Source organism: Ferdinandcohnia sp. SAFN-114, from assembly GCF_059415045.1.
The window spans coordinates 20,088-40,016 of the sequence record NZ_JBPFDQ010000006.1; the positions used below are offsets into that span (position 1 = coordinate 20,088).

Consider the following 19,929-nt stretch of genomic DNA (forward strand, 5'->3'; position numbering starts at 1 on the left):
TTAAATAAAATCCTTTAAGAAACGGAGTAGATGCTCATCTTCTATATCTTGAATAACAGTTTCCCCAATATTTTTTAACAAGACCATTTTTACTTTTCCTGAGGTAGCTTTTTTATCATGCTTCATTCGTTCAAGTAATTTATCAACTTCTAAATGTTCAGGAATGCTGGTTGGGAACCCAAATAAGCTAAACCATTCCTTTATTTTTTCAGATGATAGATTACTATTAAAGATTTTTTCGCTTACCTTTAATGCAAAAATCATCCCAATTGCAACGCCATCTCCATGGGTAATCTTTCCATAACCAGATTCAGCTTCAATAGCATGACCTAAGGTATGCCCAAAGTTTAAGATGGCACGCAGTCCTTTTTCTTGTTCGTCCTCCGAAACAACTTTTGCCTTTACGGCTACACCTTTTAATACAGCGTATTGAAGCTTTTCACCCTTTAAATCGTCTAAAGATGTAATGTTTTCAGTTAACCACTCATAAAACTCCGGATCCCAAATTAATCCATGCTTAATGACCTCTGCAAAGCCTGAACGAAGCTCGATTTTTGGCAATGTTTTCATTAAATCAATATCATATAATACCGCATTCGGTTGATGAAAAGCACCAATCATATTTTTTCCTAGTTCATGATTAATGGCAACCTTCCCTCCAACTGCACTGTCATGTGCAAGCAATGTAGTTGGAATTTGGATAAATGGGATGCCACGCATGAATGTTGCCGCGACAAAACCTGCTAAATCGCCAACGACACCTCCTCCTAATGCAAGAATTACCGATGAACGGTCTAACCCATTTTCCAACGCAAAAGTCTGACATTGATAATACATTTCAAATGATTTTGCACTTTCGCCAGCGGGAATAACAAACGATAACGGCTCGTCGAATTGGGCATGAAGGATATCTTTTACTTCCTCTAAATATAGTGAAGCAACCGATTCATCACTTATAACAAGTACCTTTGATACCGATTTACAGGTATCCTTTATAACTTGTGGCAAAAGATTGATAATATCAGTTCCAATGTACATTGGATAGGATTTCGATTTTGTTGCTATGGTTAACTGGTCCATTAGAATTCCCTCGAATACTCACGCATTTTCGCTACATTTTCTTGAATTAAATCGATTCTATCTTGTCCGAATTGTTCAACAATTGCGTTTGCAACTTCCCACGCCACAACTGCCTCAGCGACTACGGATGCGGCAGGTACTGCACAGCTATCAGACCGTTCAATACTTGCTTCAAATACTTCTTTTGTTTCAATATCAACGCTTTTTAATGGCTTATAAAGAGTTGGAATTGGCTTCATTACACCTCGTACTACAATAGGCATACCGTTTGTCATACCGCCTTCAAAGCCGCCCAAATTATTGGTTCTTCGCTTATATCCAGCTTCTTTATCCCAAATGATCTCATCATGAACCTGACTTCCAGGAATTCTAGCTGCCTCAAATCCAATACCAAACTCAACACCTTTAAAGGCATTGATACTTACCATTGCTGCCGCAATTTTCGAATCCAGTTTACGGTCATAATGAACATAGCTTCCTACGCCTGCAGGTACACCTTCAACGATGACTTCAACAATCCCACCGATGGAGTCACCATTTTTCTTTGCTTCATCAATGGCATTCATCATTTGAACGCCCGCTTCCTCATCCATACATCTAACTGAAGATTCTTCGGTCTTTGTTTTCAATTCTTCTAGGGTTGAATAGGTAATATTCTTCGCACGTACTCCCCCAATTTCTAATACATGGCCAGCAACCTGAATCCCTAGAGATGCCAAGAATTTTTTAGCTACTGCTCCAGCTGCAACTCGTACTGTCGTTTCACGAGCTGAAGATCTTTCAAGAACATTTCTCATATCGCGATGTCCGTATTTGATTGCTCCATTGAGGTCTGCATGTCCAGGGCGTGGACGTGTAATTTTACGCTTAATATCTTCTGCCTCATCATCAGTAATAGGTTCGATACCCATAATTTTCGTCCAGTGTTTCCAGTCATTGTTTTCAACGACTAATGCAATTGGAGAACCTAATGTTTTACCGTGCCTAATGCCACTTGCAATTTTCACTTGGTCCTTTTCAATTTGCATTCTTCTGCCTCGTCCGTGTCCTTTTTGACGTCTAGCAAGTTCAAAGTTTATATCTTCTGCAGTAAGTTCAAGACCAGCAGGTACACCTTCAAGTATGGTTGTAAGCTGTGGCCCATGTGATTCACCAGCTGTTAAGTATCTCATGTGTGTTTCCCCCTTATATGTAATCGTGAAAAAGAATTTCACTTTCGTAATTTAAAGCGATTATGTACCAATATATCATAATCTCTATAATTCCGGATAGATTTTTTCAAAAATTTCTATGATTTATATACATTATGATAAAGAAAAAGAATTCACCCAGAGGCAAATTCGATTACTATATCGTAGCAAACATTATTAGATTTGTCATTTTTCTGACGCTTTATTTTACATGCTTTATTTTTTTCGATAAAAAAATGTATCTTCGGTTTCTAAATGATATGAACCAGGATTAAAAATTTGTTCAGTACTTCCAACAAACAATATCCCGTCACTTTTCAATGCATTACTAAACTTCTTGTATACCATATCTTTAGCCTCTTCTGTAAAATAAATCAAGACATTACGACAGACGATTAGATCAAAATCAGCATCGAATGAGTCTGATAGCAAATTTTGCTTTCTAAAGGTCACCGACTTTTTAATCTCAGAATTAATATGATAGAAAGTATCCTTTTGCGTGAAAAAATGATTTTTCATATGATTTGGGAGCTCCTGAAGTGCACGCTCAGAGTACACACCAAGCTTTGCTCTTGCTAGTATATTTTCATCAATATCTGTAGCTAGAATCGATACTTTGTGTAAAGGTAAAAACTTCGAAAGTATCATTGCTAGGGTGTAAGGCTCCTCACCTGCAGAACACGCGGCACTCCATACTTTAAGATTTCGATTTTTTTCTATAAGTTTTGGGAGAATCTTTCTCTCTAGTATTTCCCATCTTTTTGCATTTCGATAAAATTCCGATACATTTATTGTCATACGATCCAAAAATTCGTGAAATAGTTCATTGTCCTTTTCAATACCCTTATAGTAATCAACAAAACTCGTAAATCCTCTTTTTTCATATAACGATGTAAGTCTTCTTAGCATTTGAGCTTCCTTATATAAACGCAAATCGATACCTGTTTTTCTTTTTATTTGGTGGGTAAAAGTGATGTAATCTGTGTTCATAGCGATCTCCTAAAAACTATACATAGTTTTGGTGTTGATAATGAAAGGTTCCTTAAGAAAAACCAGCCCTATTAGAGCTGGTTTTTGATGGATTAATAAATCCAGTTATTAATAAGCTTTTCGTATGCCGCTACTTCTTCTTCTTTGAAGAAAAGTGCGATTTCACGCTCAGCACTTGCCGGTGAATCAGAACCGTGAATTACATTCTTTCCAACAGTTAATCCAAAATCACCACGAATTGTTCCTGGAAGGGCATCCTTCGGATTTGTTGCACCCATCATTTGACGTGCAGTTGCAATTACATTCTCACCTTGCCAGACCATTGCAAATACAGGACCAGAAGTGATGAAATCTACAAGCTCTCCAAAGAATGGACGCTCTTTGTGCTCACCATAATGTTCTCCAGCAAGTTCTTCAGAAATTACCATTAGTTTTGCCCCTACTAATTGAAAGCCCTTTCTTTCGAAGCGTGATACAATCTCACCTATTAATTGACGTTGGACTCCATCAGGTTTAACCATTAAAAACGTTTTTTCCATAATTCTCTCCACCCCACCAAAATATGTATAATAGTCATTTTTTAGCGACCAATCAAAATAGTAACACTATTTCGATTGGTTTTGCAACTGTATTCATTAAATACACTTTTGCGTTTAAGCGCTCAGTTTTTTAATGACAACACGAGGTAAGTTACAAAGAGGCCAAGTAACTTTAAAATTTTCTTTTTCCGATATATTTTGCAATATTATATAGTGTATTTCTAGCACGACCAGAAGGTAATTCCTCTAATACCTTATACGCTTTATCTAAATAACGGTTACTTATAGCCTCAGATTGTTTGATTGCATTTGATTGTTTAATCAACGTGATTAATGGTTTAATTTCGTCAGATGTTGTATGTTCTGAAACTTGAGTAATAAGGTCTTTAAGTTTCGCATCATTCATCGCATAAAGAACTGGCAATGTAATATTCCCTTGCATCAAGTCACTACCAGCAGGTTTGCCTAGTTGTTGATCAGTGCCTGTAAAATCAAGAATATCATCTGTAATTTGAAAGGCCATTCCAACATAATAGCCAAATAAATAAAGTTTTTTATGAATATCAGAAGGAACACCCGCCGCAACTGCTCCTAGTTGGCAGCTACTTGCGATTAATAGGGCCGTTTTCCGTTTTATACGACGCAAATAACATCGTAAGTCTTGATCAAACCGGTATTTATCTTTAATTTGCTCAATCTCACCTAAACACACCTCGACGATTGTATGAGCAAGAAGTTTATGTAATAAAGGATTATCAAGTTTCGTGATGATCTCTAGAGAACTTCCTAGTATATAATCTCCTGCATACATTGCAATTTTATTGTCCCATTTGGCTTTAATGGTAGGCTTGCCACGACGTAGGTCCGCGTCATCAATCACATCATCATGGACAAGCGATGCTGTATGAATAAGCTCAAGTGTTACGGCTACGTTTTTAATCACATTAATATCATACTTACCGAATTTGCCACCTAATAGGACAAAAACAGGTCGTAATCGTTTTCCACCTGATTGCAATAAATGCAATCCAGCTTGCTGAAGAACAGGATGCTCCCCTTTGATGGAAGCCTCCAGTTCCTTTTCTATAATAGCTAAATCTGTATTCAAATACGAATACATCAAAGATAATTTCATGAGTTTCACCTTAGTTTACAAAAATATGACGCGAAAATATTATTTCTTATACCCTAAATGCATAGCAGCTACACCCAAAGTGTACGGTTTAACTTCAATGTCCTTTAAGCCTGCTTCTCGGAACATATTTGCTAGTTCTTTCATGCCTGGAAAATCACGTGCAGATTCTTGTAACCATGAATATTCCTGATAGCTTTTCGCAAAAAGTTTTCCGAAAACTGGCATAATAAAACGAAAATAGAAAAAGTATAATTGACGAAATCCAATCATTGTTGGTTGTGAAGTTTCTAAACAAACAACCTTGCCACCAGGTTTTACTACCCTTTGCATTTCTTTTAAAACGGTCATATAGTCTGGTACATTTCTTAAACCAAAGCCAATTGTTACATAGTCAAAGGAATTATCCTCAAACGGCAGTTCCATCGCGTTTCCATGTACCAATTTAACCTGATCTAATTGCAGATTAACAACCTTCTCTTGGCCAATTTTTAACATATTTTTACTGAAATCTAGACCAACTACTTTCCCATTAGGACCCACTGCTTCTGCAAGCGCAATCGTCCAATCTGCAGTTCCACAACATAGATCTAATGCGGATGAGCCTTTTTGGACATCCATTCTTTTCATTGTATCCTTACGCCAGGCTTTATGTTGTTGGAAGCTAATCACGGAATTCATTTGGTCATAATTTTTATATATTTTTTCAAACACATGGTGTACACGCTGTTCTTTAGATTGCTCCATAATTACCCTTCTTCCACAATCTTATTCATTGATATTGAAGCACCTTCAAATCGTAACTCATTAATTCGATTTAATAAGATACTGTTCATTTTTGGGTTCTTTGCTAAAATCTGATCCAGCTTATTTGTTACAACAGAAAGCTGCCTGTTAAAAACGATCATTACTTGTGTCTCATGATCATGTTTTTCATGCTGAAAAACGATTTTCTTTAGCGTCTTGAAGAGAATTGAATTCCCGTTTTCCAGATACTGTTCGCGTTCGCGCAGTAGTCTTTTTAATAATAAAAAATTCAAAATGAGTTCTTCCCATTTTATTATTTGAAAGCTTTTTATAATTTTTTGAAAAATGGCCGACTCCACAGTAGTTACACAATTAAAAAGCTTGTCTATATTTTCATTGTCCATTTGGTACAAATAAATTTTTGCTTCATTTACTTCTTTAATTCCTTCTGCAAGTACTCGAATGAAGTTTATATCGGAGACCTGAGCCAGAAGTTTATAATATAATCCGCTAAAATAATCTCCCGCCAATACAGCCAACTGTTGACTGCGCATGCGTTCATCTGAATAGGATAATCGATTGGGGACTGATTCATGGGTATCCAATGCCTGTTGAACAAGCATAGTTGTTACTATATAGTTTTCCAATTGCTCTTTTGGCAAAAGTAAATCCTCGCATATCGAATTCAATAATAAAATCTTATCTTCATCTATGCTAGGTGTTTCCATATATCTTTGAAGGTATGAATGTCTTGTTTTAACCTCAATACGCTCCTTAAGATTGGCAACTATTTCCTTGATGTCATGCAAATCAATCACCCTTGTTTCCCCAATTTAAATAATAGATTTTCTATTTTGAAGGTCTTTATATTAGTCTCTTTAAAACAACGTTAATTATAACATATATCCCATAGTTTTTCCCTTAGTTTTATGCAATCCAAAAGAAAAAGCAGGAATAACCTGCTTTATTTTTTGGAATCAGATTCAGTTTCTCCATGGCTAGTTTGAATAATTGCATGGCCACGAACCTTAATTGCTGAAGTATGTTCAGTAAATTGGGCAATCATTACTTCGCCTCTATCTAATTTCTCCGAATGATGGAAGCGTGTATCAGATCCTCTCGTTAAACCGATTACATTGACTCCATCTTCCACTGCTTTAATTACAATAAATTCTGAGTTTGAATTATTACTCATCCTTCTTCACTCCTATGAATGCTATGTAAAGGAAATTTTTTCAACTCATTCCACATTTAATGGAAAATGAGTGAAATCCACATTATTTTTACTATCTCGTAATTCATTACGTATGTCAATTCTTAATTAAAGATAATACCTCACTTCGCGCAGCTGGGTCTTTTTGTAATATTCCACGAACAGCAGAAGTTACTGTTTTTGCTCCTGGTTTTTTTACTCCCCGCATTGTCATACACATATGTTCTGCTTCAATTACTACCATTACCCCATGAGGATGTAAGGTTTCAACAATAGAGTCTGCAATTGTTGAGGTAATTCTCTCTTGCAATTGAGGTCTTTTAGCGACTGCTTCTACGGCTCGTGCAAGCTTACTTAAGCCAGTTACTTTACCACCTTTAGGAATGTAGGCAACATGTGCGTGACCATAAAACGGGACAAGATGGTGCTCACACATTGAGTAAAATGGGATGTCTTTGACAAGCACTAACTCTTCATGTTCCTCACCGAAAATGGTCTGAAAATATTCTTTCGGGTCATCTTGTAGACCAGAGAATACCTCCGCATACATTTTAGAAACTCTTTTTGGCGTATCGACTAGTCCTTCTCTCTCTGGATCTTCACCGATTGCTTCTAAAATCATGGTTACTGCCTGCTCTATTTTTTTATAGTCAATGGAAGTCATTTTAGCCAACCCCTCTTCATTTTACATTACATACTACTAGTCAATTGATTCTAGCATAATTATGTACAGAAAACAAAAATAAAAAGAGCCGTAAGAAACGACTCTTTTTTGTAATTCAATTTTATATCTTTCACATAGTTTCTATGTAAAATTATTTTACTGCATCCTTAAGCGCCTTTCCTGGTTTAAATGCAGGAACCTTGCTAGCAGCAATTTCGATTTCTTCACCAGTTTGAGGATTACGACCTTTACGTGCAGCACGCTCACGCACCTCAAAGTTACCAAATCCGATTAACTGAACTTTGTCTCCACCTTTAAGGGCTTCAAGAATTGAATCAAAAACTGCATCAACAGCTTTTGTAGCATCCTTCTTAGATAGTTCAGCACTTTCAGCCACCGCATTAACTAAATCTGTTTTGTTCATGACATTCACCTCCTCCCAAATATGCTATTCATTCAATATGAGTGATTATTCATTGTTCTGCGAGTCTTGTGTCATCAAGTGTCTTCAACGTTAGTCTGATACTAACATGCCTTATAATAAACGATTATTAGACATAATTCAATATATTTCAACAGAAATTTTACCTTTTTATGTATATTTCACCAATTCGGCTCTATTTTTTTGTAAAAAGCTTATCATATAAGTGTTTCGTAAGCAAATCCTCCTCTTTATTGCATAAAAAAAGACTCCCTTGTGAGGAGCCATTATCCTATAATATGATAGCAATTAATCCGCCCGAACCTTCGTTAATGATTCTTTCAAGAGTTTCTTTAAGCTTGTAGCGCGCATTTTCAGGCATTAATGATAATTTCGCTTGAATACCTTCGCGTACAATGGAGCTTAATGATCTTCCAAATATGTCTGAATTCCAGATAGAAAGTGGATCATCTTCAAAGTCTTGCATTAAATATCGGACCAATTCTTCACTTTGTTTTTCTGTACCTATAATCGGAGCAAATTCAGATTCTACATCAACCTTAATCATGTGAATAGAAGGCGCAACAGCCTTTAAGCGAACCCCAAATCGGGAACCTTGTCGAATAATTTCAGGCTCATCAAGACTCATGTCAGATAACGCTGGTGCTGCAATTCCATAACCCGTTTGTTTCACCATTTTTAGTGCATCTGCCACTTGATCATACTCTGCTTTTGCATGTGCAAAGTCCTGCATTAACTGTAAGAGATGATCTTTTCCGCGGATTTCAACACCCACCACTTCTTTAAGGATTTGATCATATAGATCATCTGGAGCATATAAATCAATTTCAGCTACACCCTGCCCCATTTCGATACCAGCCAAGCTTGCTTGGTCAATAAAGTCATATTCACTAAATTGCCCTACAACTCGATCAACATCTCGTAACCGCTTGATATCCTGAACAGTATCCTTCACAGCATCTTGATAGCTTTCCCTTAACCAATGATCTTCTCTTAAGACCATTACCCAGCTAGGTAGATTAACATTTACCTCTAATACCGGGAACTCATAAAGTGCTTCGCGTAGAACATTGAAAACATCTGCTTCACGCATACTTTCAACACTCATCGCTAAAACTGGAATATCGTACTTTTCATTTAACTCTTGACGAAGCGCATCTGTCTCTGGGTGATGAGGATGAACTGTGTTAATAACCATAATAAATGGTTTTCCTACCTCTTTAAGTTCCTCAATAACCCTCTCTTCTGCTTCAATATAATCTCTTCTAGGAATCTCCCCAATTGAGCCGTCTGTTGTTACTACTACCCCAATTGTAGAATGCTCCTGAATTACTTTTCTCGTGCCAATTTCAGCTGCTTCATGAAAAGGAATCGGCTCTTCATACCAAGGAGTGTTTATCATACGAGGCCCATTTTCATCCTCATAGCCCTTTGCACCCGGAACCGTGTATCCCACACAATCCACAAGGCGAATGTTAACATTAAGTCCTTCTTCAACATGTACAGAAACAGCTTGGTTTGGAACAAATTTTGGTTCTGTTGTCATAATTGTTCTTCCTGCAGCACTTTGTGGCAGCTCATCCTGTGCACGTGCCTTATCTGCCTCACTACCGATATTTGGTAAAACTACTAATTCCATGAACTTCTTTATGAAAGTGGATTTGCCAGTTCTAACTGCACCAACGACTCCTAAATATATATCGCCACCGGTGCGCTCAGCGATATCTTTAAAAATATCTACCTTTTCCAAGTGTGATCCCTCCCGATTTTACAATTCTTGGGATAATTATATCCGTTTACTACATATTCTAGGACATTATATTTGTATGACGTTGTCCTAATTAAATATGACTATTTCTAGAAAAAAATTCCCCCCATAATATGTAGCAGCAAAGTTGAGTTCAAAAAGATGAATGAAAACTACACTAGTAAGCTATTTTTCTTACACTTTTTGAACATAATTTACAAAATAAAAACCCTTCTCTTAGAGTTTATGTCTAAAAGAAGGGTTCATGACTTATTTATTTAAAAATATTGGTTCATTATTATCATCAATCGTAGTGGGGTGGGAATTTACAGGAACAAACATTGAATGTTCAACTAAAATATCCCGAATATCATCACCTGATTGGTAGGTATGCTCATGTTTTGTTAAATACTCATATAAATCCATACGATAGTCTACAATAATCTCATTTGTGTTTGTTATCAAGAGTGGTAAGTTTTTCCCTGAAAAAGGACTTACCACAAACGGTTCTTCTTTCAATCCTAGCTTGCTATAATCCAAAGTAAATATACCTGTTTGAAGTTGTTCTTTAAATGGTGCATACCCATTTGATGAACGATACATTTCTACTCGTAAATTTAGTTCACTAATTTCTTCTGAAATTCGTACATCTAGAAGTTTAACAGTTGGATTTGTTTCTACATTTACTAAAACATATAAATAAACTCCACCAGTTTCATATGCATTACCAGGAGGTTCAGCTATGTACTTGGGTGAAAGCCGAGTAAAATCAATCGGATATTTTTGATATAAAGGAGTCTCCATGTCTCTTGTTTTGATTGGTAAGAGCCCACCATTATCCTCTTTGAATTTGTCAACTGCTTTCTGAACATCCGCAACCTGGTCTTCATATGGAATTTGGTTTTCAGTAAGCTTTTCTTTTGGATACAAGCATCCCGTAAGTAATGATAAAGAAAAAACAATTACCATCAGTTGTAACGTAACTTTCATAATAATACCATCCTTAAGTTTGTATCTTTATTCACTAACAGGTCCGCTGAACACGACAAAGAAGATAATGATTCCTGCTAGAATCATAAAAATATATGCTATCGTGGCTACTAATCCTTTTAAGAAGCCCTTCAATTTAAAACGGCTAAGATAAATGGATATTACTGCGATAAACATAAATGCAATACCCGCAAATGATATCCACATTTTTAGTAATCCTGGTGTCACCTTTTTCACTCCCTTGTCCAACATCTAGGTGTATTCAAAAAGGAGGATGAAAAGGACCTCGCCGGCTAAAAACGCCACGTCCTATGGCGCGCCGCCGGCACTAGCACATCCTGTGCGTCGAAAGTTCAAGGCGGCGAAGCTTTGAGCACCGGAACGTATGTAATTTAATACGTGAGGGTCTTAAACAGCAAGCCAACAAAGAAATTCGAATGTCATTTTCACCGGACTTTTTGAACATCCTCTTAACATTCCGTCAAATATTATATCATAATACGCATCTATAAACTAAGACAATGTTGTTAATTGTGAACATGAAACCTTTTTTCGAAATAAAACAAAAAAACTGAAGTAAAGAGGGGCGTCTTTACCTCAGCAAAACTTGAACAACTAAATATTCCCTTTATCCAATCGCTCAACCCACACAGTATACTACGCTGCATTTTATGCGAAAAAGGCATGAAATGTATCGTCTAATGCCTATTTTTAGCAAGAAAAGTGCAAACGTTTTACTCAGTAGAAAATCCTTGCTATGCGAAATTATTGGAAAATCCCGCTAATATGGTATTCTCCTTGACATACTATGCACGCTAAAAGCGGTAGGTGTGCTAAATATTGCCACATTTAACCTTTTTCTTCTAAATAGTTGAAAAGATCAGCCATTTCGTTTGTCCTTCCTCTGGACATGAGTTTATCTACAGCCTCTTTAGGTGACTGATCATTGAAAAGAACATCATATAAAGCAAATGTAATCGGCATGGAAACATCCATTTTTTTGGCTAACTGGTAGGCAGCTTTCGTTGTCCTAACACCTTCGACCACCATTCCCATATTATCTAGAACTTCCTGAAGACTTTGACCTTTTCCAAGCAAATTTCCTGCACGCCAGTTCCGTGAGTGTACACTTGTACAAGTGACGATTAAATCTCCAATCCCAGTTAATCCAGCGAATGTTAGGGGATTTGCCCCCATTTTGCTGCCCAAACGTGAAATTTCGGCTAAACCGCGTGTAATTAACGCAGCTTTGGCATTATCACCATAACCAAGTCCGTCCGTAATACCTGCAGCCAATGCAATAATATTTTTTAACGCCCCACCAATTTCTACACCCACAATATCAGGGTTAGTGTAGACACGGAAATGCTGATTAATAAATAAGTCTTGCACATATTCAGCACTTTCCATATTTTTGGATGACACTGTAACAGTTGTTGGATGGCGAAGTACCACTTCCTCGGCATGACTTGGCCCAGAAAGTACAACAACATCTTTCAGTAAGTTTGAAGGCATTTCATCCTCAATCAATTCAGAAATCCGCTTTAATGTATCCGGTTCAATCCCTTTACTAACATGAATAATCGTTAAAGGGATTGAAATGAACTGAGTTATTTTCTGAAGTACTTCACGAATTGCTTTCGTCGGAACTGCAAGTACAACTGTTTTGACGTCCTCTAAGGATTTGTCTAAATCCGAATACCCAATAATGGTTTCTGGAAGCTCAATTGAGGGCACGTATTTTGAATTTGTATGTTTCGAATTGATTTCATCCGCTTGTTCCTTACGATGTGACCAAAGCCTCACTTCATGATCATTGTCTGCAAGAACGAGTGCTAGTGCAGTACCCCAACTGCCAGCTCCAACAACCGTTATTTTCTCCATTACTTCCTCCCCTTTCTATTTTCGAGCTCTCGCGATTATTTTAATTGGCGTACCTTCAAAGCCAAAAGCATCTCTGATTCGATTCTCTAAGAAACGTTCATAAGAAAAATGCATCAATTCAGGTTCATTTACAAATACAACAAAAGTCGGTGGCTTAACAGCAACCTGTGCGACATAATAGATTTTTAATCGTTTTCCCTTGTCCGTTGGTGTCGGATTCATTGCAACAGCATCCATGATGACATCATTTAACACATTCGTTTGGACACGCATTGTATGATTATCACTGGCCATATCAATCATCGGTAACAACGTATGGACTCTTCTTTTTGTTTTTGCAGATAAAAATACAATCGGTGCGTAATCAAGAAATAGGAAATGATCACGTACTTTTTGTTCAAATTCCTTCATGGTTTTATCATCTTTTTCGATGGCATCCCATTTATTAACAACAATCACCACTGCTCTACCCGCTTCATGAGCATAACCGGCTATTTTTTTATCTTGTTCAATAATACCTTCCTCAGCATTTAAGACGACAAGGACGACGTCAGAGCGTTCAATTGCTTTCAGCGCTCTTAATACACTGTACTTCTCAGTGCTTTCATAGACTTTTCCTTTTTTCCTCATACCAGCTGTATCGATGATGACATATTCCTTACCATCAACAGTGTATTTTGTATCTATAGCGTCCCTAGTGGTTCCCGCTATGTCACTTACAATTACTCTTTCCTCGCCTAACAAAGAATTAACAAGAGATGACTTCCCTACATTAGGTCGACCAATTAGAGAGAACTTAATGACGTCTTCATCATATTCTTCATCTGCACCCTTTGGAAAATGCCTTACAACTTCATCTAGTAAATCTCCAAGGCCAATTCCGTGGGAGCCTGAGATTGGTACAGGTTCACCAAATCCCAATGCATAAAAGTCATAAATATCTGCTCTCATTTCGGGATTGTCCACTTTATTAACAGCTAAAACAACTGGCGTTTTGGAGCGATATAATATTTTAGCAACCTCTTCGTCCGCACTTGTCACGCCTTCGCGACCGCTTGTCATAAAAATAATTACATCTGCTTCATCGATAGCGATTTCAGCTTGATGTCTAATTTGAGCAAGAAAAGGTTCATCACCAATATCAATACCACCGGTATCAATAATACTAAAATCTTGATTCAACCACTCACCTGAACTATAGATTCGATCCCTTGTCACTCCAGGTACATCTTCTACGATTGAAACTCTTTCTCCTACTATACGATTAAAAATTGTTGATTTCCCAACGTTAGGACGACCAACAATAGCTACTACTGGTTTTGCCACATGCGTTCTTCCCTTCTCAACTATCTATTACTACATATATCACATAAAATATGATTAATATCAACGTTATGTATAAAATAAACCCTTCTACGTTAGAAGGGTCATGCTTTTACATTCTATCAAAAATAAATGGTAACAACAATCAATTGTTTAGTGTTTTACGATTATGTACAAATTCTCACTGATTTCGTGAGCAATTCCATCTAAGATTGCTTCCAAATTTGCAGCTACTGTCTCCATTTCCTCTTTTGTAGGACATGAAAATACAGGTGTTCCCCCTGAAACGTTAACCTTAGATGTATCCATCTTAATCGCTGCTAAAACAAATTTTTCGATATTCATTTAAGTGGACGCCCCTTTTCGTTTGCGTTCCTCTCTGTTGGCATTCGGATTGCATTTTCTAATGTTGGTACACGACCTATTATTTCAATTGCTTTCTCAACATCTTTTTCCTGTGGCAAAACAAAAACTCCTACACGTCCATCATTCAAATCTCGCTTTGCCAAAGGGGTGAGAGCAGGGGTCCCCGAATCTCTGAATATCCCCAAAGCGGTAGATACATCATGTAAAATGGCTTGTCTTTGCCCTAAATTTGCAATGGTAGCTCTTGCATTAAACGTTTTAGGCTTTAAAATAAACCCCATCCCATATTCTAATATTTCTTCCTGTCTCGCAGGAAGTCCAATATTCATAATGTATATATTATCAACATACAAGCCTGCATCCTTAAAATACGGCTTAACAAACTCGATATCAACAATATCTTTAAGTCTACTACCAGCCATTAGCTTTTTGCAAATTAACAGACAAATGATACCCACAAGTATTCCAGCCCACATATTAATTGCTAAATAGGCAAAAGTAGATAAAAAGGAAGTAAAAATAACTAAGTAATTTCGACTTTCAAAGGCCACCGCGATTCCTTCAATATATGTCTTTCCTCTTGGAACAAGTTCATACGAATCAAGTTCAGTAAGCGTGTTTCGCTCCATATTTCGCACATCCCGAAATTGCGAAGCCGCAATCGTTAAAAAGGTGATTGCGGTAAAATCCTCTTCCATAATTGAAGGTACTGCAACGGTTCCTAATCCTGCAGCAATAAATCCTAAAGCAATATGAATGATTTTACCATGTAAATAAGTTGGATACTGACGATAATCTGTACGCAGCATGTAAAGGCGTACAGCAACTCCAAAAATGACCCCAAATAAAATTGGGTATGTATATTCATTCATGCTAGCCGTGTTTCTCCTTTGTGTTTTTTTGGACCAGAACATCCACATGATGAAGAAGATGTTCTAAGGATGACCAAACAAAAATAAAACAAAAACTAATTGCAATAACATCTAAAAAGACAAATGAACCAATTTCATAAGAAAAATTGACATTATTTATTATAATTCCATAAAGAATATCCCCCTGAATGGCACCAACTAAAAGCCCAACCAGTCGTAAACGGAAATCCTTTAATAACATTAATGTTACGTATATTAATGCAGCACCAAGCATCAAATTACGATTAAAAAAAAGCCAAACAGGATCATATAATTCGAACATTAAGAAACTACAATATGCTAATGAAATGGTAAGTATACAAATCAGCATATAAAATACTTGTCTTTTCGGTCGTTTTGAGATTTCCTTTATGCAAAAAAACAAAATTGGAATGATACTGTTATTTATTTTAATATCACCTACTTCAACGTAGTATGGTGATAATATGATAGTTACTAGAAACAAAATTGATAGGTAAAGCCTTTCATTGTTTTTCTTCATCAAAAAAGTACTACTCACCCATGCCATCCAAGTAATCCAATAAAATAAGACACCATCCATATCTCCACCTCCCATTATTTCCATTATGGCTAGAAATTATGAATTTTAACCTTATACGAATACCAAAATTCCTTTTATGAAACAATAAAATGGAATCAGTAATAGCCATTACCCCTATATACAATTCCCCAAAAAAGGATAGTTATGTAGGAAGAAAGAGGTGGAAATGAAGTGGGAAAAGATAGACAGGAAAGAAAGCATAAAGAGGCGCGATTAACGGAATCTGACCGTGATCAATCTCTTGATTATCCCGGAGCAACGAGATTGGATACTCCTGATGAAGCTAGGGAAATGAACCGTATGAATCCAAAATAAAAAGCTCTCACCCATATGGGTGAGAGCTTTTTTCGATAAAGATTACTTTAATTTATTTAATTGGTCACCAATTACTTCTCCAAGTTGAAAACCAGTTGTTTCTTCTTGTTGTTGGTATTTGCTGTAGTCTTCTTCAACGTTTTCTTCTAATTCTTTCATGCTTAATGAAATACGTTTCTCAGATTGATTTAGTTCAAGAATCTTCACTTTTACTTCTTGGCCTTCTTTTAATACTTCATGAGGAGTACCGATATGCTTAGAAGAAATTTGTGAAATATGAACTAGCCCTTCAACTCCAGGCAACACTTCAACAAACGCACCAAAGGATACAAGTCTTCTTACTGTTCCTTCAACTACGTCACCGATCGATAATTTTTCAGTGATGCTCTCCCATGGTCCAGGTAATGTTTCCTTCAACGATAACGAAATTCTTTCGTTATCACGATCAACAGATAATACCTTAACCTTGATTACTTGACCCTCTGAAACAACATCGGAAGGCTTTGATACATGCTCATGCGAAAGCTGAGAAATGTGTACAAGTCCATCAATACCACCGATATCAACAAATGCGCCGAAATCAGTCAATCGTTGAACAGTACCTTCAAGAACAGCCCCAACTTGTAAAGAGTCTAAAACCTGTTGTTTTTTGTTTTTTTGCTCTTCTTCAACTACAGCACGATGTGATAAAATTACTCTATTTTTCTCACGGTCAAGCTCAACAACTTTAACAGTTAATGATTTGTCCTTGTAATCAGAGAAATCCTCAACATAATAATTTTCAACTAAAGATGCTGGAATAAATCCTCTTACACCTAGGTCAACAACAAGTCCACCTTTTACAACATCTTTTACAATCGCTTCGAATACTTCACCTGAATTATACTTTTGCTCTAAATCATCCCACGCTTTAGAAGCAAGTACAGCTTTTTTGGATAAAATTAAAGCTTCTTCCTCTACTTTTGTAACTGAAAGCTCTAATTCTTCTCCTTCTGAAACAACATCACTAGCTTTTTCAACATGTAGGCTAGATAGCTCACTGATTGGGATAATTCCATCTAACTTACTGTTCTCAACTGACACAAAAACTTGTTTCTCTTCAACCTTTGTAATCTTGCCAGTGATAACATCACCGACTTGTAACTCTTTGTACTCAACTTGGTTCATGTCCTCTGCCATTCCAATTACCTCCTTAAAAGTCAAACACGAAAAACAATGTATGTATAAATAATATTATCAAATGCGCCTTGGCGTATTTGCGCCCGATTTTTTTCGAGCAAGCTCGAAAAATTTCCCTTGAAAAATCGTGGCATCCGCCGGAGGCTAACTTTATTAAGTAGAGGTATACCTCTACTTAATAAAGTTAAAAATATTCTTTTAATTAACTTCTAATAAATAGAGATATTTGTCAAGTATAAACTCTTAATCTATTGATATTTTTCCTGTAATTCTCTTATAGAATCCATAATTTTATTAGTTACTTCTTCAGGTGATGCTTTTTCAATTCTAAACTTTTCCATCTCAACTGGCTCACCGTATACCACTCTTAATTTCCCAAACAGTTTATAAGGTCCCAAAATTGCACACGGAACAACTACACAATCTGTTCGTAGTGCAAAAAAGCCGACTCCCGTTAAACCTTTTCCAAGCTTTCCATCCCTACTCCTTGTTCCTTCAGGGAAGATACCTAACACATTGCCTTCTTTTAGCACTTTTAATGCTGTTCTTAATGCTTCACGATCACTCATTCCACGCTTTACAGGGAAGGCATTTATTTTTGGTAAAATCGCACCTAATACAGGTACGTTAAACAGTTCCTCTTTTGCCATAAAATGTATATGTCTTGGAGATGTTACTCCAACTACAGGTGGGTCTAAATTGTCGATATGATTCGAACAAATCAAGACTCCACCTTCCTTTGGTATATTCTCCTTACCTATGACTTCAATACGGTAAAGAGGTTTGATGATTGCTCCAACTAATCCTCTTGCAAAGGGGTAAAGATTCATACCAATCAAATCCTTTCCTTCACAATATCCATAATCTTCACAACAACCTCTTCGATGCCTAACGATGTAGTATCAATTTCGATTGCATCTTCTGCCTTACGTAGTGGAGCAACCTCTCGTTCTGAATCTAATTTGTCCCTTTGGGCAATTTCCAACTTTAATTGCTCTAAATCCGACTGATATCCTTTTGAAAGGTTTTCTTGGTGTCGACGTTCTGCTCTTTCATCAACAGAAGCAAGAAGGAATATTTTCACTTCTGCATTTGGTAGTACATGAGTCCCAATGTCCCTTCCATCCATCACTACTCCACCGGACTTTGCAAAGCTTTGTTGACGTCTTACCATATCTTCCCTAACCTTACGATGCTTAGATACAATTGAAACTGAATTTGTTACATCATGATCACGAATTTTTTCGGTTACATCATTGTTATCAATAAAAACAAGCTGACCATTTTCGCTAGGTCTTAATTCTATATTTGCGTTTTGAAGAGCATCAAGAACCTGTTCTTCATTTTCTAGATCTAAGGATAATTGCAATGCTTTATAGGTTAATGCACGGTACATTGCACCTGTATCAACATATATGTAAGATAATTCTTTTGCAATAATTTTTGCAACAGTACTTTTTCCAGCAGCCGCTGGTCCGTCTATTGCTATTGAAATCTTCTTGTCCATAAACTAAGTATGCCTCCTGTTTGTAACGCTCTAAAAAGGTCTTTACCTCGATAAACAAATAAGCTTTTTCTCTAAGGCTTATTATATTTATTCATTAGAACAGTATTCCTACTTACGAAAAAATGCAGGGAATCCCTGCATTTATATTTTAATTGTTATTTAATAATGTTTCAATGGTTTTAGTCGTGTCTGATTTGTCGACACCTTCATATTCAATCATTCTCGTGATATACGGAGTCAACGGGCTATATAAAATAATAGCCTGTGCAACAAGCAGAAAGATAAATTGAATAATAGCAAGCTTGATTAAAATACGTTCAAAATTTTTCATTCCATACCAGCCCTAAACCAAGTTTTACTACTAGTATGCTAATGTAATTCTTTTTTTATTCTATAAAAGCTGCTATTCTTTTAATTCGCTAGAATGTATGCCTTTTTTCTTTAACAATAATTGTCTTTGAAAACAAAACTTAATTAACAGTTGTCGAGCAGACTCTGTAACGTCCACAAATGTTATTGATGCTTTTGTTCTTTCTCCATTTTTCCCCTCAACAATACGGATTACTTTACTCTTAAAGGATATATATTGATATTCGTCAGAAAGAGTCGGGAAGACAAAATATGTGATTATATCTACTCCAGGATTAAGGCTTTTCGAAGAAGGTAGAATGATCGAGGCACCACCAGCACTAATATCATGTGTAATTGTAACAAATGGCGGAAACTCCCCGTTCATGCTGTGGATTGCGACATCTACCGGTGTTTCTATACGTACATATTCTCGTCTTTGAATCTTAAACATATGATCGTCACCTGGGAAGGAAAGAACAATCATAGGGATATTTTGTTTAACTCTGCCAAGCACTGAAGTATCAAAAAAATAAGCCGAAGTACTGTCTGCGGCTACAAAAGCCTTTAACATTGTTCCATTTATTAAATAAACTGTTTTCCCTGTTTTCGTATTAACAGGATAGTCAATATAGATCTTTTGTTCTTTTGTTTCAACAACCCTGCATCTATATTTTTCACCATTTGGATTTGTGGTTGGTTCAAGGTTTATCATATCCCCAATTTTCAACACGGACGTTCACTCTTTCTAAAACATTCTGTATATTAATTAAACCACGAATAAACTGAAAAGTACAAGT

At 36.5% G+C, this 19,929-nt stretch carries 24 protein-coding genes; 1 reads left to right on the forward strand and 23 read right to left on the reverse strand.

Annotation, left to right across the window (positions count from 1 at the left end; all coding sequences use genetic code 11):
- The 18 genes from aroB to ACR65M_RS03175 form a co-directional block, all read right to left on the reverse strand.
- Window positions 1-1,080 (reverse strand): 3-dehydroquinate synthase, encoded by a 1,080-nt coding sequence (gene aroB / locus ACR65M_RS03090; protein WP_440272521.1) that lies wholly within the window; start codon window positions 1,078-1,080, stop codon window positions 1-3.
- Complete coding sequence (aroC, locus tag ACR65M_RS03095) at window positions 1,080-2,252, reverse strand: chorismate synthase (protein ID WP_341331041.1); 1,173 nt, start codon at window positions 2,250-2,252, stop codon at window positions 1,080-1,082. Before aroC ends, aroB begins: the two co-directional genes overlap by 1 nt.
- Window positions 2,253-2,486: 234 nt before the next feature.
- Entirely contained in the window at window positions 2,487-3,260 is a 774-nt protein-coding gene (locus ACR65M_RS03100; RefSeq protein ID WP_341331040.1) for a CheR family methyltransferase, read from the reverse strand.
- 92 nt (window positions 3,261-3,352) lie between these two features.
- A complete protein-coding gene (gene ndk / locus ACR65M_RS03105) occupies window positions 3,353-3,799 on the reverse strand; it encodes a nucleoside-diphosphate kinase (RefSeq protein ID WP_099351695.1) in 447 nt (148 codons plus the stop codon).
- 172 nt (window positions 3,800-3,971) lie between these two features.
- Complete coding sequence (gene hepT, locus ACR65M_RS03110; RefSeq protein WP_341331039.1) at window positions 3,972-4,934, reverse strand: heptaprenyl diphosphate synthase component II; 963 nt, start codon at window positions 4,932-4,934, stop codon at window positions 3,972-3,974.
- A 39-nt stretch (window positions 4,935-4,973) separates the two neighbouring features.
- Complete coding sequence (locus ACR65M_RS03115) at window positions 4,974-5,678, reverse strand: demethylmenaquinone methyltransferase (RefSeq protein ID WP_341331038.1); 705 nt, start codon at window positions 5,676-5,678, stop codon at window positions 4,974-4,976.
- A gap of 2 nt (window positions 5,679-5,680) precedes the next feature.
- Window positions 5,681-6,496 (reverse strand): heptaprenyl diphosphate synthase component 1, encoded by an 816-nt coding sequence (locus ACR65M_RS03120; protein WP_341331037.1) that lies wholly within the window; start codon window positions 6,494-6,496, stop codon window positions 5,681-5,683.
- Between the two features lie 146 nt (window positions 6,497-6,642).
- Window positions 6,643-6,873, reverse strand: a complete 231-nt coding sequence (gene mtrB, locus ACR65M_RS03125; RefSeq protein ID WP_121448990.1) for a trp RNA-binding attenuation protein MtrB — start codon at window positions 6,871-6,873, stop codon at window positions 6,643-6,645.
- A gap of 115 nt (window positions 6,874-6,988) precedes the next feature.
- Window positions 6,989-7,555 (reverse strand): GTP cyclohydrolase I FolE, encoded by a 567-nt coding sequence (folE, locus tag ACR65M_RS03130; protein ID WP_341331036.1) that lies wholly within the window; start codon window positions 7,553-7,555, stop codon window positions 6,989-6,991.
- Between the two features lie 151 nt (window positions 7,556-7,706).
- Entirely contained in the window at window positions 7,707-7,979 is a 273-nt protein-coding gene (hbs, locus tag ACR65M_RS03135) for a non-specific DNA-binding protein Hbs (protein ID WP_077618610.1), read from the reverse strand.
- Window positions 7,980-8,268: 289 nt separating this feature from the next.
- On the reverse strand, window positions 8,269-9,747 hold the full coding sequence (gene spoIVA / locus ACR65M_RS03140) for a stage IV sporulation protein A (protein WP_121448992.1): 1,479 nt from the start codon (window positions 9,745-9,747) through the stop codon (window positions 8,269-8,271).
- A gap of 267 nt (window positions 9,748-10,014) precedes the next feature.
- Window positions 10,015-10,734, reverse strand: coding sequence for a YphF family lipoprotein (locus ACR65M_RS03145; RefSeq protein WP_341331035.1), 720 nt, complete (start codon window positions 10,732-10,734; stop codon window positions 10,015-10,017).
- A 27-nt stretch (window positions 10,735-10,761) separates the two neighbouring features.
- A complete protein-coding gene (locus ACR65M_RS03150; protein WP_099351703.1) occupies window positions 10,762-10,962 on the reverse strand; it encodes a DUF2768 domain-containing protein in 201 nt (66 codons plus the stop codon).
- A 621-nt stretch (window positions 10,963-11,583) separates the two neighbouring features.
- Window positions 11,584-12,618, reverse strand: coding sequence for an NAD(P)H-dependent glycerol-3-phosphate dehydrogenase (locus tag ACR65M_RS03155; protein WP_440272522.1), 1,035 nt, complete (start codon window positions 12,616-12,618; stop codon window positions 11,584-11,586).
- A gap of 15 nt (window positions 12,619-12,633) precedes the next feature.
- Window positions 12,634-13,944 (reverse strand): ribosome biogenesis GTPase Der, encoded by a 1,311-nt coding sequence (der, locus tag ACR65M_RS03160; RefSeq protein WP_341331033.1) that lies wholly within the window; start codon window positions 13,942-13,944, stop codon window positions 12,634-12,636.
- A gap of 150 nt (window positions 13,945-14,094) precedes the next feature.
- On the reverse strand, window positions 14,095-14,286 hold the full coding sequence (locus ACR65M_RS03165) for a capping complex subunit for YIEGIA (RefSeq protein WP_099362708.1): 192 nt from the start codon (window positions 14,284-14,286) through the stop codon (window positions 14,095-14,097).
- Window positions 14,283-15,179, reverse strand: coding sequence for a YIEGIA family protein (locus tag ACR65M_RS03170; protein WP_440272523.1), 897 nt, complete (start codon window positions 15,177-15,179; stop codon window positions 14,283-14,285). The genes ACR65M_RS03165 and ACR65M_RS03170 overlap by 4 nt, the downstream gene beginning before the upstream one ends.
- Window position 15,180: 1 nt before the next feature.
- Entirely contained in the window at window positions 15,181-15,780 is a 600-nt protein-coding gene (locus ACR65M_RS03175) for a YphA family membrane protein (RefSeq protein WP_341331031.1), read from the reverse strand.
- Window positions 15,781-15,951: 171 nt separating this feature from the next.
- Here ACR65M_RS03175 and ACR65M_RS03180 point away from each other — a divergent pair, with 171 nt between their 5' ends.
- Window positions 15,952-16,095, forward strand: coding sequence for a YpzI family protein (locus tag ACR65M_RS03180; protein ID WP_341331030.1), 144 nt, complete (start codon window positions 15,952-15,954; stop codon window positions 16,093-16,095).
- Window positions 16,096-16,137: 42 nt separating this feature from the next.
- Here ACR65M_RS03180 and rpsA read toward each other — a convergent pair whose 3' ends face one another.
- From rpsA to ACR65M_RS03205, 5 genes are all read right to left on the reverse strand, one after another.
- On the reverse strand, window positions 16,138-17,274 hold the full coding sequence (gene rpsA, locus ACR65M_RS03185) for a 30S ribosomal protein S1 (RefSeq protein WP_341331029.1): 1,137 nt from the start codon (window positions 17,272-17,274) through the stop codon (window positions 16,138-16,140).
- Between the two features lie 248 nt (window positions 17,275-17,522).
- A complete protein-coding gene (locus ACR65M_RS03190; RefSeq protein WP_341331028.1) occupies window positions 17,523-18,104 on the reverse strand; it encodes a lysophospholipid acyltransferase family protein in 582 nt (193 codons plus the stop codon).
- Between the two features lie 5 nt (window positions 18,105-18,109).
- On the reverse strand, window positions 18,110-18,781 hold the full coding sequence (cmk, locus tag ACR65M_RS03195) for a (d)CMP kinase (RefSeq protein WP_341331027.1): 672 nt from the start codon (window positions 18,779-18,781) through the stop codon (window positions 18,110-18,112).
- A gap of 148 nt (window positions 18,782-18,929) precedes the next feature.
- The gene (locus ACR65M_RS03200) at window positions 18,930-19,112 is read right to left on the reverse strand and encodes a YpfB family protein (protein WP_099362699.1); all 183 of its coding nucleotides are present in this window, start codon (window positions 19,110-19,112) and stop codon (window positions 18,930-18,932) included.
- Between the two features lie 72 nt (window positions 19,113-19,184).
- On the reverse strand, window positions 19,185-19,844 hold the full coding sequence (locus tag ACR65M_RS03205) for a flagellar brake protein (RefSeq protein WP_440272524.1): 660 nt from the start codon (window positions 19,842-19,844) through the stop codon (window positions 19,185-19,187).
- Window positions 19,845-19,929: the final 85 nt, after the last annotated feature.

Coding starts and splice junctions, on each gene's coding strand:
- ACR65M_RS03190 (WP_341331028.1), bottom strand. CDS start 18,104: ATGAATCTTTACCCCTTTGCAAGAGGATTAGTTGGAGCAATCATCAAA.
- ACR65M_RS03145 (WP_341331035.1), bottom strand. CDS start 10,734: ATGAAAGTTACGTTACAACTGATGGTAATTGTTTTTTCTTTATCATTA.
- aroB (WP_440272521.1), bottom strand. CDS start 1,080: ATGGACCAGTTAACCATAGCAACAAAATCGAAATCCTATCCAATGTAC.
- ACR65M_RS03165 (WP_099362708.1), bottom strand. CDS start 14,286: ATGAATATCGAAAAATTTGTTTTAGCAGCGATTAAGATGGATACATCT.
- ACR65M_RS03175 (WP_341331031.1), bottom strand. CDS start 15,780: ATGGATGGTGTCTTATTTTATTGGATTACTTGGATGGCATGGGTGAGT.
- hepT (WP_341331039.1), bottom strand. CDS start 4,934: ATGAAATTATCTTTGATGTATTCGTATTTGAATACAGATTTAGCTATT.
- cmk (WP_341331027.1), bottom strand. CDS start 18,781: ATGGACAAGAAGATTTCAATAGCAATAGACGGACCAGCGGCTGCTGGA.
- folE (WP_341331036.1), bottom strand. CDS start 7,555: ATGACTTCCATTGACTATAAAAAAATAGAGCAGGCAGTAACCATGATT.
- rpsA (WP_341331029.1), bottom strand. CDS start 17,274: ATGGCAGAGGACATGAACCAAGTTGAGTACAAAGAGTTACAAGTCGGT.
- ACR65M_RS03100 (WP_341331040.1), bottom strand. CDS start 3,260: ATGAACACAGATTACATCACTTTTACCCACCAAATAAAAAGAAAAACA.
- ACR65M_RS03205 (WP_440272524.1), bottom strand. CDS start 19,844: ATGATAAACCTTGAACCAACCACAAATCCAAATGGTGAAAAATATAGA.
- aroC (WP_341331041.1), bottom strand. CDS start 2,252: ATGAGATACTTAACAGCTGGTGAATCACATGGGCCACAGCTTACAACC.
- ndk (WP_099351695.1), bottom strand. CDS start 3,799: ATGGAAAAAACGTTTTTAATGGTTAAACCTGATGGAGTCCAACGTCAA.
- hbs (WP_077618610.1), bottom strand. CDS start 7,979: ATGAACAAAACAGATTTAGTTAATGCGGTGGCTGAAAGTGCTGAACTA.
- mtrB (WP_121448990.1), bottom strand. CDS start 6,873: ATGAGTAATAATTCAAACTCAGAATTTATTGTAATTAAAGCAGTGGAA.
- ACR65M_RS03155 (WP_440272522.1), bottom strand. CDS start 12,618: ATGGAGAAAATAACGGTTGTTGGAGCTGGCAGTTGGGGTACTGCACTA.
- ACR65M_RS03115 (WP_341331038.1), bottom strand. CDS start 5,678: ATGGAGCAATCTAAAGAACAGCGTGTACACCATGTGTTTGAAAAAATA.
- ACR65M_RS03200 (WP_099362699.1), bottom strand. CDS start 19,112: ATGAAAAATTTTGAACGTATTTTAATCAAGCTTGCTATTATTCAATTT.
- ACR65M_RS03170 (WP_440272523.1), bottom strand. CDS start 15,179: ATGAATGAATATACATACCCAATTTTATTTGGGGTCATTTTTGGAGTT.